General features: G+C 66.8%; 10 protein-coding genes and 1 pseudogene. 7 read left to right on the forward strand and 4 right to left on the reverse strand.

What is annotated here, in order from left to right; genetic code table 11:
• Window positions 1-3: 3 nt before the first annotated feature.
• The 5 genes from ACO07Z_RS15500 to ACO07Z_RS15520 all read left to right on the forward strand — a co-directional run bounded on the left by ACO07Z_RS15500 (window position 4) and on the right by ACO07Z_RS15520 (window position 4,887).
• Complete coding sequence (locus ACO07Z_RS15500; protein ID WP_421699523.1) at window positions 4-390, forward strand: NAD-dependent epimerase/dehydratase family protein; 387 nt, start codon at window positions 4-6, stop codon at window positions 388-390.
• Window positions 368-1,531 carry an NAD-dependent epimerase/dehydratase family protein gene (locus ACO07Z_RS15505; RefSeq protein WP_421699524.1) on the forward strand — a complete coding sequence of 388 codons (1,164 nt, stop codon included), beginning with the start codon at window positions 368-370 and terminating at the stop codon, window positions 1,529-1,531. The genes ACO07Z_RS15500 and ACO07Z_RS15505 overlap by 23 nt, the downstream gene beginning before the upstream one ends.
• 4 nt (window positions 1,532-1,535) lie before the next feature.
• Window positions 1,536-2,681, forward strand: a complete 1,146-nt coding sequence (gene wecB, locus ACO07Z_RS15510) for a non-hydrolyzing UDP-N-acetylglucosamine 2-epimerase (protein WP_421699525.1) — start codon at window positions 1,536-1,538, stop codon at window positions 2,679-2,681.
• Complete coding sequence (locus ACO07Z_RS15515) at window positions 2,678-3,937, forward strand: glycosyltransferase family 4 protein (protein WP_421699526.1); 1,260 nt, start codon at window positions 2,678-2,680, stop codon at window positions 3,935-3,937. Before wecB ends, ACO07Z_RS15515 begins: the two co-directional genes overlap by 4 nt.
• Before the next feature lie 503 nt (window positions 3,938-4,440).
• On the forward strand, window positions 4,441-4,887 hold the full coding sequence (locus ACO07Z_RS15520; RefSeq protein ID WP_421699527.1) for a class I SAM-dependent methyltransferase: 447 nt from the start codon (window positions 4,441-4,443) through the stop codon (window positions 4,885-4,887).
• A 31-nt stretch (window positions 4,888-4,918) separates the two neighbouring features.
• On the opposite strand, the gene ACO07Z_RS15525 is transcribed toward ACO07Z_RS15520, so the two are convergent.
• Together ACO07Z_RS15525 and ACO07Z_RS15530 are read right to left on the reverse strand one after the other, a co-directional pair.
• Window positions 4,919-6,283 carry an MBOAT family O-acyltransferase gene (locus ACO07Z_RS15525; RefSeq protein ID WP_421699528.1) on the reverse strand — a complete coding sequence of 455 codons (1,365 nt, stop codon included), beginning with the start codon at window positions 6,281-6,283 and terminating at the stop codon, window positions 4,919-4,921.
• A gap of 6 nt (window positions 6,284-6,289) precedes the next feature.
• On the reverse strand, window positions 6,290-6,835 hold the full coding sequence (locus tag ACO07Z_RS15530) for a hypothetical protein (protein ID WP_421699529.1): 546 nt from the start codon (window positions 6,833-6,835) through the stop codon (window positions 6,290-6,292).
• Between the two features lie 71 nt (window positions 6,836-6,906).
• Here ACO07Z_RS15530 and ACO07Z_RS15535 point away from each other — a divergent pair.
• Both ACO07Z_RS15535 and ACO07Z_RS15540 read left to right on the forward strand, forming a co-directional pair.
• Window positions 6,907-8,625: pseudogene (locus ACO07Z_RS15535) on the forward strand (carbamoyltransferase); the annotation flags it as partial.
• A gap of 1 nt (window position 8,626) precedes the next feature.
• Window positions 8,627-9,709 carry a hypothetical protein gene (locus ACO07Z_RS15540; RefSeq protein WP_421699530.1) on the forward strand — a complete coding sequence of 361 codons (1,083 nt, stop codon included), beginning with the start codon at window positions 8,627-8,629 and terminating at the stop codon, window positions 9,707-9,709.
• 14 nt (window positions 9,710-9,723) lie between these two features.
• On the opposite strand, the gene ACO07Z_RS15545 is transcribed toward ACO07Z_RS15540, so the two are convergent.
• Window positions 9,724-10,740: an NAD-dependent epimerase/dehydratase family protein gene (locus tag ACO07Z_RS15545; protein ID WP_421699531.1), complete on the reverse strand. Its 1,017-nt coding sequence runs from the start codon at window positions 10,738-10,740 to the stop codon at window positions 9,724-9,726.
• A gap of 99 nt (window positions 10,741-10,839) precedes the next feature.
• Window positions 10,840-13,209, reverse strand: coding sequence for a transketolase-like TK C-terminal-containing protein (locus tag ACO07Z_RS15550; RefSeq protein ID WP_421699532.1), 2,370 nt, complete (start codon window positions 13,207-13,209; stop codon window positions 10,840-10,842).
• Window positions 13,210-13,329 lie beyond the last annotated feature (120 nt).

The raw sequence follows: 13,329 nt of genomic DNA on the forward strand, positions 1-13,329 counted from the left end.
CTCATGAAGGTTCTCGTCGTCGGCGTGAGCGGCATGCTTGGCAATGCGCTGGCGCGGGTGCTCCCGGCCGAGGGTGTGGAGGTCTACGGGGCCGCCCGCGGCCCGTTTTCCGCCGAGAGCTTCCCGCGTCTTTCCCCGGATCATTATGTGCGCATCGCCCATGTGCAGGATCTCGACGCGTTGCGCGCGCTCCTGGCCCGGCTGCGGCCGGATGCGGTGATCAATGCCGTCGGCGTGGTGAAGCAACTCGCCGATGCGGATGACCCGCTGGTCGCCCTGCCGATCAACGCGCTGTTGCCGCATCAGCTGGCGCACTTGTGCGGGGAAGCTGGCGCGCGTCTGGTCCATGTCAGCACGGAACTGCGGGATGCATATGCACAGCGCGGCTGATGCCGTCACGGGGGAAGCCCGGCGCGTTGTCGTCACCGGCGCCGGCGGGTTGCTTGGCCGGCACTGTCTGGTTCGCCTGCACGCTCGCAACTGCGCGGCCCGCTTCCGCGGCGAGCCGGCGCCTTATGATCTGGTGCCCCTCGACCGCGCGGCGTTCAACGATGCGGCCCGCCTCGCGGGGGCGCTGGAGGGTGCGGCGGCCGTGTTCCATTTCGCCGGGGTCAATCGAGGCCCCGAAGAGGAGGTCGAGGCCGGCAATGTCGATATCGCCACCCGCCTCGCCGAGGCGAGCCGGGCAGGCGGGAGCGCGGCGCATATCGTCTACGCCAATTCCACTCATGCCGCGTCCGACACGCCCTATGGCCGCTCCAAGCGGCGGGCGGGCGACATTCTTGCCAATGCCGCGCCGCGCTTCACCGATCTCGTGCTGCCGCACATTTTCGGCGAGGGCGCGCGGCCGTTCTATAATAATGTCACCGCCACCTTCATCCACCAGGTGATGCGTGGCGAGACGCCGAGCGTCAATCCGGACGGGCGGGTGCAGCTTCTGCACGCCGGCGCGGCGGTGGAAGCGGCGATCGACGCCGTCGCCGAGGGCGTCACCGGCGAGTTGCGGCCCGCGCCGCGCCCGATGGGGGTCGTGGACCTGCTGGCGCGGCTGCAGGACATGCACGCCTCCTATGGCGCCAACCTGTTCCCGGACCTGTCGGACCCCTTCGACCTCGCTTTGTTCAACAGCTACCGCGCCGCGCTGTACCCGGAAGGCTTCCCGCGCCCGCTGAAGCTGAACACGGATGCGCGCGGGGTGCTGTTCGAGGCGGCCAAGGGCGGCGGCGGCGGGCAGACCTTTCTCAGCTGGACCGAGCCGGGCGTCACCCGCGGCAACCATTTCCACCTCGACAAGGTGGAGCGCTTCCTTGTGCTGGAGGGCGAAGCCATCATCCGCATCCGCCGCGTGCCGGATGGCCCGGTGTGGGAGTATCGCGTCGATGGGCGCCAGCCGGCGGCCGTCGACATGCCCACCTTGCACACGCACAGCATCGAGAATGTCGGCGATAAGCCGCTGCTCACGTTGTTCTGGACGCAGGCGGTGTTCGACCCCGCCGCGCCCGATACCTATGCCGATCCGGTTCTGGGGTGAGACGATGCTCAAGGTCATGACGATATTGGGCACCCGGCCCGAGATCATCCGCCTCTCTCGCGTTATGGCGCGGCTGGATGGCCTGTGCGACCATCGCCTCGTCCATACCGGCCAGAACTACGACTACGAGCTGAACGAGGTGTTCTTCGAGGATCTCGGCGTGCGCCGGCCCGACCATTTCCTCGGCACCGGCGGCGGCTCGCTGGGCGAGACGCTGGGAAAGATACTGATCGAGAGCGAGAAGGTGCTCGCCGCCGAGCGGCCCGACGCGGTGCTGATCCTCGGCGACACCAATTCGGCGATCTCGGCGCTGATGGCGCGGCGGATGAAGATCCCCGTCTACCACATGGAAGCCGGCAACCGTTCCTTTGACGGCAATGTGCCTGAGGAGACCAACCGCCGACTGGTCGACCACATCGCCGACTTCAACCTCGTCTATACCGAGCATGCCCGCCGGCATCTCATTTCCGAAGGCCTGCCGCACCGGCGCATCTATCTCACCGGCTCGCCGATGCGCGAAGTGCTGGAGCATTACCGCCCGCGCATTGACGCCTCGGACGTGCTGCGGCGGCTGGGTCTATCCCCACGCGGCTATTTCATCGTCTCGCTGCACCGCGAGGAGAATGTCGACAGTCGCGAACGCCTCCGCGAACTCGTCGGCGCCCTGTCGGAGCTGGCGGTGCGCTATGACCGTCCGGTGATCGTCTCCACCCATCCGCGCACCCGCAAGCGGCTGGAAGCGGCCGGGCTGGTGGCGGACGGACGGGTGAGCTTCATGAAGCCCTTCGGCTTCCATGATTATAATCACCTGCAGAAGAACGCCTTCTGCGCCATCTCGGACAGCGGTACCATCGCCGAGGAAGCCTCGCTGCTCGACTTTCCCGCCATCACGCCGCGCGATGCCATCGAGCGGCCGGAGGCGCTGGATACGGGCGCGATCATGGTCACCGGACTCTCCCGCGCGGCGATCCTGCGCGGGGTCGAGGTTGCCACCCGCCTGTTCGCCGCCCGCGCCGAGCAGGGGCTGGCCTGCCCGATTCCGGAGGATTACGCCGTCACCAACACCTCCGAGCGTGTGGCAAGCCTCATCCTCGGCACGGCGCCGCTCTCGAATGGATGGGACGGTATCCGGCCGCCCGAGCGGTCATGAGCGCGGCTGCGGGAGGCGCGGCGCGGCCGCGGCTGATCGTGCTCTCTCAGTGGTTCGATCCAGAGCCAACGGTGCGCGGTGTTGCGTTTGCGCGGCGTCTCGATGCGCTCGGATTCGATGTCGAGGTCGTCACCGGCTTTCCCAACTATCCCGGCGGCAAGCTGTATGAAGGCTACCAAATCCGACCGCTCCGCCGCGAGTTCGTTGACGGCATCCGGGTCACCCGCCTGGCGCTCTACCCCAGCCATGACCGCAGCCGCGTTGGCCGGGTGCTGAACTATGTCAGTTTCTTCCTGTCCGCGACGTTCTACCTGCTCTTCCTCGCGCGCCGGGCGGATGTGATCTATGCCTATCATCCCCCGCTCACCTCTGCGCTGGCCGGGGTGGCAGCGCGTTTGCTGCGCCGCATGCCGTTGGTGCTCGACGTGCAGGACATGTGGCCGGACACGCTGCGCGCCACTGGCATGCTGAACAACGAGCGGGCGCTTGGGTTCATCGGCGCCGTGTGCCGCTGGACCTGGCGCCGGGCGGACCGGATCAGCGTGCTCTCCGATGGGTTTCGCCGGCTGCTGGTTGAGCGGGGCGTGCTGGCCGAGCGGATCGCCGTAATCCACAACTGGGCGGACGAAGCCGATGGTAGCGAGGGCGCCGCCGCCCAACCAGCCGCCATCGCCATGCGGGGGCGCTTTCGCATTCTCTTCGCCGGAAATATGGGGCCGGCACAGGGGCTCGACACCGTGCTCGACGCTGCCGCCCTGCTGATCGACGCGCACCCACAGATCGAGTTCTGCTTTCTCGGTGGAGGGCTTGAGGCAAAAAGGCTGGAGCGGGCCGCCACCGCGCGCGGGCTTTCCAATGTCCGGTTCTTTCCGCGCGTGTCGAAAGTGGAGGTCGGCCCCTGGCTGGCGGCGGCGGATGTGCTGCTGGTTCACCTCAAGGATGATCCGCTCTTCGCCATCACCGTGCCGTCGAAGACGCAGGCCTATCTCGCTGCCGGCAAGCCGATCCTCATGGCGGTCGCGGGCGATGCGGCCGAACTCGTCCAGCGGGCCGGCGCCGGGCTGGTGGTGCCGCCGGAGAATGCCTCGGCAATGGCAGCGGCAGCGTCCGAGCTGGCCACTATGGAGCTGGGCCGACTGGCGGCGCTTGGAGCCAGTGGGCGCCGTTACTATGACGACCAGCTGTCCTTTGCGCGCGGCGCCGAATCCATGGCGGGGCTGCTTCGGCAGGCCATGGCCGGAGCGGACGGGACCTGAGCCGGTCCGGCGCTTGCGGCCAGGGTCGGCGCTTCGGGCTCGTCTAAAGCCGAAGCCTGGGCACGGGCAAGATTGTTTGAGCTATTGGGGATCGCGCCGGCGGCCATCGAATCGAGCCGCCCGCTGACCCCGCTGCAGCACGCTCAGGCGCTCTCGGCGGAAGGATCGCCTCTCCGCGTCCTCTTCGCGCGGGCACATGGCGGGCCCGATAGCCTGTCGACTCCGACGTGACCGGCATCTAAACCAATACGCTGCGCGTGTGTTCCTCCGAAAGCAGGTCGTTCATGACTCTTTATACTTTCATCAGTTGGATTCTGCACAATGCGGTACCTAGATACAGTAGTTATAAGATAAAGAAGCTCTATTCCAGCCACATGCCTATCCTTATCGGCCTTGGCCTTATTATGACTCCGCGGCGGGTACTTGAGCTCGGTTCTGGGACGATAAGCACGCCGGCTTTTCTCGATCCGGCGCTTTTTCCCTCTCTCTAATGCCTGGATTCGGTGGAGGACGATCCCGACTGGGGTGAGATGGTGAGCCGCCACATCGGTCCGCATCAGAAGCTCCGGCTGCATCAGGTCGCTTCGGTGCCGGAATGGGCGGCAACGGCGGACCTGTCCCGCTACGACCTTATCTTCATCGATGACTCCAAGACGAGCGAACTGCGGGAGCAGACGATCCGCCACGTTCTCGCGCGGGTGGCTCCCGAGACGGTGGTCGTCATCCACGATTTCGAGATACCGCCTTATCAGAACGCGGTACCTGCGGACTTCGAGCGCATCGCCTTTTCCAGCTTTCGTCCCATGACCGGCGTGGTCTGGCGTGGCGCCCGCTGGACCATGCCGATCACGCAGCTGGCGGAACGGATCGACGCGCGCAAACATATGTCGCCGCTTCGCCATTCTGCCTGGAGACGGTACCTCGCGAGCGGAACGGGACCCGCCCGCTGACCCCTGCCGGAAGCGCGGCGGAAGACTCGGATCAGAAGTCGAAATAGTAAAAATTCGTCGGCTGCATCGAGGCGATCACCGCGCAGCCCAGGCACAGCATGAGCAGCACCGGCGCGGCAAGCGCCGCCGGCACCCGCGCCGCCGCCGCCCGTATCTTGTCGATCTGATCGAGCGGGTGCAGGAGCAGCAGCCCGAGGCCAAGCAGCACCGGCACGGTGGCCGCTTCCGGCCACCGATCCCAGCCGCCACGCCCGAAGCTGGCGACGCCGACATCATACGCCACCGACATCGACGGCGAGCGGAAGAACACCGTCAGATAGGTCCACACCAGGAAGGTGAGGCCGATGCAGAGCCCTCGCTTCCAGCCGACCGCCTTGGCGGCGAAGCGGCCATAGCCGGTGGCCGACTCGGCCATCATGACCAGCCCCTGCACCAGCCCCCAGAACACGAAGGTCCAGGCCGCCCCGTGCCAGAGGCCGGAGAGCACCATGGTGAGCACCAGCGAGAGGTGGCGGGCGTATTTGTGCAGGCGGCTGTGCAGCGGCTTGAACACATAGTCGCGCAGCCAGAAGCTCAGCGTCATGTGCCAGCGCCGCCAGATTTCGGTCAGCGAGGTGGAGGCATAAGGCGAATGGAAATTCTCCGGGAAGGCGATGCCCAGCATGCCGGCCAGCGCGATCGCCATGTCGGAATAGGCGCTGAAGTCGCAGTAGATCTGGATGGTGAAGCCGAAGATCGCCGCCACCGCCTCCCAACCCGACAGGGTGGCATGCGCGGCATAGGCCTTGTCGACATAGGCGCCCACGGGATCGGCCACCAAAACCTTCTTCAGCATCCCCACCGTGAACAGGGCGAGGTTCGGCATCAGGTCGGCGCGCGCGATCGTCAGCTGCGGCAGTTGCGGCAGGATATGGCGCGCCCGCAGGATCGGCCCGGCGATCAGATGCGGAAAGAAGGTGAGATAGACCGCCGTCGGCCAGAAAGCGGGCGGCGTCTCCTCCGGCTGCCGGGCCGTGTCGACGACATAGCTGATGATGGTGAAGGTCACGAAGGAGATGCCGAGCGGCAGCGCCCAGCCGAGGCGCGGCGTGGGAATGCCGGTGAGGCTCTCGACGGTCGCAAAGAGAAAGTCCATGTACTTGTACAGGACGAGCGGAATCAGCGCCACGATCACGCACGCCGCCAGCCAGCGCCGGTCGTGCCAGACGAGGCGCAGCATCAGCCAGCAGCCGACAATCAGCGCGATGAGCAACAGCACGGCTGGCGGATACCACCAGGCATAAAAGATCAGGCTGGCGACGGTGACGAAGCTGAGCCGGAAGCGGGGCGGGCAGACGGCGAAGAGCGCGCAGAACACCAGAAAGAAAAGAAGGAAGGACGGCAGCTGGAACAGCATGAACGGCTACTTTTGCGGGGCGTCCAGATAGGGTGTCAGCACGTTCGCCATGACCCGAAAGGCATCGGCATTGAAGTGCACATCGCTGTTTGACACCCAATAGCTTTCCGCCGGCTTCTTCTGCAGCTCCGGAAGCGGATCGAGGAACGTCCAGCCGCGCTTGTCGGCCTCGCGGCGCATGACATCGGCCGTGAAGCCGAACAGATAGGGCTGGTAGCTGTGCGGCTCTGGCACCAGCATGACGATGACCCGATAGCCGCGCGTCGCCTGATCCTGCTTCAGCCGATCGAGCGCCACCTCCATCGCCTTGAAGCCCGCGCCGCCGGACCACAAGGCCCGGTAGTGGTCGACGAGCCCTTCCTTCCCCGGCGTGTTCTGCATCGCGATCTGCACGAAGGACACGAGCAGCGCGTAGAGCTGGCTATGCCGCACGAGCCATCCCGCGCCTTCGCCATCCTGGACGGCCGGAGCGCGCACCGTGGCCAGCACCACGACCGCGTCGGGCCGCACCGTCGCGCTGTAGCGCAGCCAGTTGGCGACGATCTGCGTCATGTTCATATTGCCGACGCCGGTGGTCATGACCTCGGCCGAGGGGCCGAGGGGCCGAGGGGCCGAGATCGCCGGACGCGGACTTTCCCCGCGCCGCCGCCCGCTTCTGCCTTGAGGCGGCGGAGGGTGGGGCCATCGACCATGTCGTGTTCTACGACAAGCCGCTGCTCAAGTTCGAGCGCATCCTGGAGACCTATCTCAGCTTTGCGCCGCAGGGCTTCGCCACCTTCCGCGCCGGCCTGCCGATATGGGCCAAGGAAAAGCTGTTCCAGCGCTCGCTGCTGATGAAGGAACTGAATGACCTCGCCCCCGGCCGGTTCGCGCCGGACGCGCTACTGTTCTCCGAGCACCATCTCAGCCACGCTGCATCCGCCTTCTACCCCTCGCCCTTCGAGGAGGCTGTGGTGCTGACCATGGACGGGGTGGGCGAATGGGCGACCACCTCGGTCGCGATCGGTCGCGGCGCGGAACTGAAGATCATCCGCGAGCTGGCCTTCCCACATTCGCTGGGCCTGCTCTACTCCGCCTTCACCACCTATGCCGGTTTCCGCGTCAACTCCGGCGAATACAAGCTGATGGGCCTCGCCCCCTATGGCGAACCGCGCTTTGCCGAGTTGATCCGCACGCATCTGGTCGACGTGAAGGAGGACGGCAGCTTCCGGCTGGACCAGCGCTACTTCAACTACTGCACCGGGCTCAGCATGACCAATGCCCGGTTCCACGCCCTGTTCGGCCGTCAGCCGCGTGTGCCGGAGAGCCCGCTGGAGGATTTCCACGCGGACATCGCCGCCTCGATCCAGCAGGTGACGGAGGATATTATGCTGCGCCTGACGCGGGCGCTGGCGCGGGAGACCGGGCAGAAGAACCTTTGCCTCGCCGGCGGCGTGGCGCTCAACTGCGTCGCCAATGGCAGGATCGCGGCCGACGGCGCGTTCGAGAACATCTGGGTGCAGCCCGCCTCCGGCGATGCCGGCGGGGCGCTGGGCGCCGCGCTGGCCGCCTATCATCTGCACGCGAAGGCGCCGCGCCAGCCGCGCCGGCCGGACGCCATGCACGCCAGCGCGCTCGGGCCGGCCTTCACGGCCGGTGAGATCGAGGCCGCGCTTTCAGCCGCCGGTGCCCGTTTTACCCTCGTGCCGGATGAGCGGCTGTTCGACGAAACCGCCGCCGCGCTGGCGGCGGGCGAGGTTGTCGGCTGGTTCCAAGGCCGCATGGAGTTCGGCCCGCGGGCGCTCGGTCAACGCTCCATCCTGGGCGACCCCCGCGCCCCGGAGATGCAGAAGACCCTCAATCTCAAGATCAAGTTCCGCGAGAGCTTCCGGCCGTTCGCGCCCTCGGTTCTGGCGGAAGCGGCGGCGGACTGGTTCGACATGACCACCCCGGATTCGCCCTACATGCTTCTTGTCACGACGGTGGCGGAACAGCACCGCACGGTCACGGCGCAACAGGCGGCGGCGCAGCATCGCCTGGCGGATCAATATCTCCGGCGCTCCACCGTTCCGGCGGTGACGCACACCGACTTTTCCGCCCGGGTGCAGACGGTCCATGCCGAACAGAGCCCCCGCTACCACGCCCTCATCAAGGCGTTCGAGGCGCGAACCGGCTGCCCGATGCTGATCAATACCAGCTTCAATGTGCGCAGCGAGCCGATCGTCTGCACCCCGGCCGAGGCGTTCCAATGCTTCATGGCCACCGGCATGGACCGGCTGGTGGTCGGCAACGCCGTGATGCTGAAGGCCGATCAGGACGCCTCGCTCGCCACCGACTATCTTTCCCGTCACGAGATGGATTGACATGACCGCTGAACCGGCCCGGCAGCCCCGCGGTCGGCGGGTGCGGACCCTTCTGACGCGCCTGTTCCAGGCGTTTATCGTCCTCTGCCTGATCGACGGCTTTGTCGACATCGCCTATCCGGCGCTCGGCGCCGCCAAGGCGTATGTGGCCCGGCAGTTCTCCGATCCCCGCCCGTCCGGACCGATCGAACCGGGCTCGATTCACGATGTCCTTTGGCCCCTGCCTCACCTAACCCTCCGTGAGGAACCCGGTATCGCGGGAATCGCAGCCGAACATCGCTCGCCCGGCACCACTGTGGATGCCGACGGGCGCCGCTCCAACGGTCTGCCTGCTCCCGAAAAGCCCGAAGCTGTGGGACTTGTGCTCGGGTCCTCGGCTGCTTTCGGCTTCGGCATCGCCGACGACCACACGCTTTCCGCGCATCTGGAGCGCGCCTTGGGGACGGTAAGGATCGACAACTACGCCGGCCTGCTTCAGCCGCTGGCCGACACGACCTTGCGCTGGTGGGACCTGCAGCGCCGAAACGGCAAGCCGGATTTTGTCATCATCGCCGGCGCGAGCCTTGATCTCTACATCGCCTGCGTGCCGCCCCCGCCTGTCAGCACGACCCGCAACGCCCTGCTCTTTCTCGCGGAAAGGCTGACCGCCAAAGCCTCGTCGCCCAAGGATACACCCTGCCAATCGGAGCACAGCATGGAACTGGCCGTGCGTCATGCCATCCAGGCTGTGCAAAACGCGGTGAGCCTCGGTCGGCAGCAGGGCGTTCCGTTCTACATCGTGTTGCTGCCCACGCCCTACGATGCCGGGGTGAATGTCGAGAACCTCCGCGACAATCCGCATTTCAAAGCCGCGGTCGACCGGCTGAGGCCGGCCTATCGGCGCTACCACGAGGAACTGGCCAAGCTCGATCTGCCGGAATTCATCGACCTGTCGCAGGTCCTGCCGCCGGAGGGGATGTATCTGATCGATGCCGGTGCCCATCTTTCGGGGGAGGGCAACGCTCTCATCGCCGCGAGGCTCGCCGAACGTATCAGGAGTGACGGGGCAAGGGGCCTGCTGCCGGCTTCCTTATCCGCGCGATAGGTCCGCGGCTGCAGCTACCCGTAATAGTCCCGGTACCAGGCGACGAAGCGCGCGACCCCCTCGCGGAACGGGGTGTGCGGGCGAAAGCCGGTGAGCGCGTGCAGAAGGCTGGCATCGGCCCATGTGGCGGGCACGTCGCCGGCCTGCATCGGCAAATAGTTGCGCCGTGCCGGGCGGCCGATCTCCTGCTCGATGGCCTCGATGAAATCGAGAAGCCGCACCTTGTCGGAGTTCCCGATATTCACCACGCGGAACGGGGCCGCCGGGCTCAGGCTGTCGCCCGGGATTGGCTCGCCGCGCGCGCCGGGGAGCGGTGGCACCGTGTCGATCAGCAGGCTTATGCCGCGCACGAGGTCGTCGACATAGGTGAAGTCGCGCCACATCTCGCCGTGATTATAGATGTCGATCGGCGCACCTTCGAGAATGCCGCGCGTGAACTTGAACAGCGCCATGTCCGGCCGGCCCCAAGGGCCGTAGACCGTGAAGAAGCGGAACAGGGTGGTCGGCAGGCCGTAAATATGGGCATAGGAATGCCCCATGGCCTCCGTCGCCTTCTTGGTGGCGGCGTAGATGGTCAGCGGGGTGTCGGCCTTGTCGGTCTCGCGGAACGGCATGTCCTCATTGGCGCCGTAGACCGAGGAGGTCGAGGCCATGAGCAGATGCTGCACCGGCACCGCGCGGGCGCATTCCATCACGTTGAAGGTGCCGAGGATGTTGGCGTCGATATAGGCGCGCGGATTCTCCAGGCTGTAGCGTACCCCCGCCTGGGCGGCGAGATGGACGATGACATCCGGCTGGAAGTCCGCGACCGTGCGCGAGAGTGTCTCAAAATCCTCCAGCATCGCCTCGGTGGCGGCGAAGGCTTCGTTCTGCGCCAGCATGGCGTGGCGGCGCTGCTTGAGCCGGACATCGTAATAGTCCGTCATGCCGTCATAGCCGTGGACGCGCCAGCCTTGCGCCAGCAGCAGGCGCGCCAGGTGAAAGCCGATAAAGCCGGCGGTACCCGTTATGAAAATGCGCCGCTGCGCCACGCCCGTTCCCCGCTGCCGCGACAGGGCAGTCGCGGCGTTGCCCGGTCGCCTTGTTACGCCGCGTCGGCGGGGATGGGAAGCGCAGGCGGCGGCGAGGCTTCAGCCCACCGCCCGCAGATGCCGGATCGGCCGCCCCGGCACGATGGCCTGCACTGCCCGCACCATGCCCTGCGCGTCGATGCCGAAGTGCCGGTAGAGATCGGCGACGGTGCCGGTCTGGCCGAAATGCTCGACGCCGAGCGCGCGGGCGCGGTGGCCATGCACGGAACCGAGCCAGCCCAGAGTCGCCGGGTGGCCGTCCACGGCGGAGATGATGGCGCAGCCCGGCGGCACGGCGTCGAGCAGCGTCTCGACATGGGCGCGGGCCGCGCTGTCGCCGCCTTCGCGGGCGCGCTGCGCCGCCGTCCAGCCGGCATGCAGCCGGTCGGCCGAGGTGACGGCGAGCAGGCCGACATCGCGCCGGTCCTCCGCGATCAGCCCCACCGCCTCGATGGCTTCGGGGGCCAGCGCCCCCGTATAGGCGATCACCACCTGCGCGTTCGGCCCCGGCCGGCGCAGCCAGTAGCCGCCGGCCACGATGTCCGCCGCCAGCGCCGCGTCCATGGTCCGGCGCGGCTGCTCGATGCTGCGGGTGGAGAGGCGCAGATAGGTCGAGCCGCCATCCTCCGCCTGCGCGTGCTGGAAGGCGAAGCGCAGGATCACCGCGAGTTCGTCGACAAAGGCCGGCTCGAAGCTCGCCAGCCCGTCCTGCGCCATGCCGATCAGCGGCGTGGCGATGGACTGGTGCGCGCCGCCCTCCGGCGCCAGCGTCACCCCCGAGGGCGTGGCGGCGAGGATGAAGCGGGCATCCTGGTAGCAGGCATAGTTCAGCGCATCGAGCCCGCGCTCGATGAAGGGATCGTACAGCGTGCCGATGGGCAGCAGCCGCTCGCCGAACAGGGAATGCGACAGGCCGAGCGCCGAGAGCATCGTGAACAGGTTCATCTCGGCGATACCGAGTTCCAGGTGCTGGCCGGCGGGGCCGAATTCCCAATTATAGGTCGAGGGAATACGCTCCTTCTTGAAGGTGTCGGCCAGTTCCTCGCGCGCGAACAGCTTGCGCCGGTTGACCCAGGCGCCGAGATTGGTCGAGACGGTGACATCGGGCGAGGTGGTGACGACGCGGCGGGCGAAATCATCCTCGCGCTTGCCGATCTCGTTCAGCAGCAACCCAAAACCCTGCTGGGTGGACATGGCGGACTGCAGCGGCACGTCGAGCGTCGCCGGCACGTCGATCCGGGGCGGCGCGTGGCGGCGGGTGCCCCCGGCGCGGAACGGCACAGTGTCGAGGAACGCCTGCAATTGGGCCGGCGGGGTTCTGAGGCCCTCGAAGCGATCCCATTCATGGCCTTCGCGCACGCCATGGCCGGCGCGCAGGCCCTCCAGCTGCGCCGGGGTCATCAGCCCGGCATGGTTGTCCTTGTGGCCGGCGAGCGGCAGGCCGAAGCCTTTGATGGTGTAGGCGATGAAGCACACCGGGCGGTCATGCGTGCGCGCCGCTTCGAAAGCCTCGATCAGCGAGGGCAAATCGTGCCCGCCGAGATTGCCCATCAGCGCCGCGAGTTCCGCGTCGCTCCGCCGCTCGATCAGCGCGGTGACGTCGCCCTGGTCGCCGATCTCGTCCATCAGCCGCTTGCGCCAGGCCTTGCCGCCCTGGAAGGTCAGCGCCGAATAGAGCGGGTTCGGGCAGGTGTCGATCCAGCGCTTCAGCGCCTGCCCGCCGGGCTCCTTGAACGCCGCCTGCTGCAACTGGCCATATTTCAGGATCACCACATCCCAGCCGAAGCTGCGGAAGATGGATTCGAAGCGCTCCCACAGCCCCTCGCGCACCACGGCGTCGAGGCTCTGGCGGTTATAGTCGACGATCCACCAGGTGTTGCGCAGCCCGTGCTTCCACCCCTCCAGCAGCGCCTCGAAGATGTTGCCCTCGTCCATCTCCGCATCGCCGACGAGGGCGACCATCTTGCCCTCGGTACCTTTCCCCAGCCCCTTGGCGGCGAGATAGTCCTGCACCAGCGAGGCGAACAGGGTCTGCGCCACGCCGAGGCCGACCGAGCCGGTGGAGAAATCCACGTCGTCCACGTCCTTGGTGCGGGAGGGATAGGACTGCGCACCGCCAAAGCCGCGGAAATTCTCCAGCTTCTCCCGGGTCTGCCTGCCGAAGAGATATTGGATGGCGTGGAAGATCGGGCTCGCATGCGGCTTCACCGCCACCCGGTCTTCGGGGCGCAGCGCCTTGAGGTAAAGCGCGGTCATGATGGTGGCGAGCGATGCGGATGAGGCCTGATGGCCGCCCACCTTCAGCCCGTCCGCATTCGGGCGCACATGATTGGCGTTGTGAATGGTCCAGGTCGCCAGCCAGAGGATCTTGCGCTCCAGCTCGGCGAGAAGTGTGAGGTCGTCGGCACGGCGTTCGGCGCTTGCGGCCATGGTCGGCGCTCCGGGCTCATCCATGGATAGAGCCTAGGCATGGAGCTTGGGTGTTTGGAGCTATTCAGGATCGTAGCGGCAGCCTATCGTGGCTGGAATTGTCCATTTCAGGCTGCCGAA

The organism is Ancylobacter sp. (assembly GCF_965229075.1).
GTDB lineage: Bacteria > Pseudomonadota > Alphaproteobacteria > Rhizobiales > Xanthobacteraceae > Ancylobacter.

Bases quoted from the DNA above. Each gene is read 5' to 3' on its own strand.
- ACO07Z_RS15550 (WP_421699532.1), bottom strand. From the start codon at position 13,209: ATGGCCGCAAGCGCCGAACGCCGTGCCGACGACCTCACACTTCTCGCC.
- ACO07Z_RS15505 (WP_421699524.1), top strand. From the start codon at position 368: ATGCATATGCACAGCGCGGCTGATGCCGTCACGGGGGAAGCCCGGCGC.
- wecB (WP_421699525.1), top strand. From the start codon at position 1,536: ATGCTCAAGGTCATGACGATATTGGGCACCCGGCCCGAGATCATCCGC.
- ACO07Z_RS15525 (WP_421699528.1), bottom strand. From the start codon at position 6,283: ATGCTGTTCCAGCTGCCGTCCTTCCTTCTTTTCTTTCTGGTGTTCTGC.
- ACO07Z_RS15530 (WP_421699529.1), bottom strand. From the start codon at position 6,835: ATGACGCAGATCGTCGCCAACTGGCTGCGCTACAGCGCGACGGTGCGG.
- ACO07Z_RS15540 (WP_421699530.1), top strand. From the start codon at position 8,627: ATGACCGCTGAACCGGCCCGGCAGCCCCGCGGTCGGCGGGTGCGGACC.
- ACO07Z_RS15500 (WP_421699523.1), top strand. From the start codon at position 4: ATGAAGGTTCTCGTCGTCGGCGTGAGCGGCATGCTTGGCAATGCGCTG.
- ACO07Z_RS15515 (WP_421699526.1), top strand. From the start codon at position 2,678: ATGAGCGCGGCTGCGGGAGGCGCGGCGCGGCCGCGGCTGATCGTGCTC.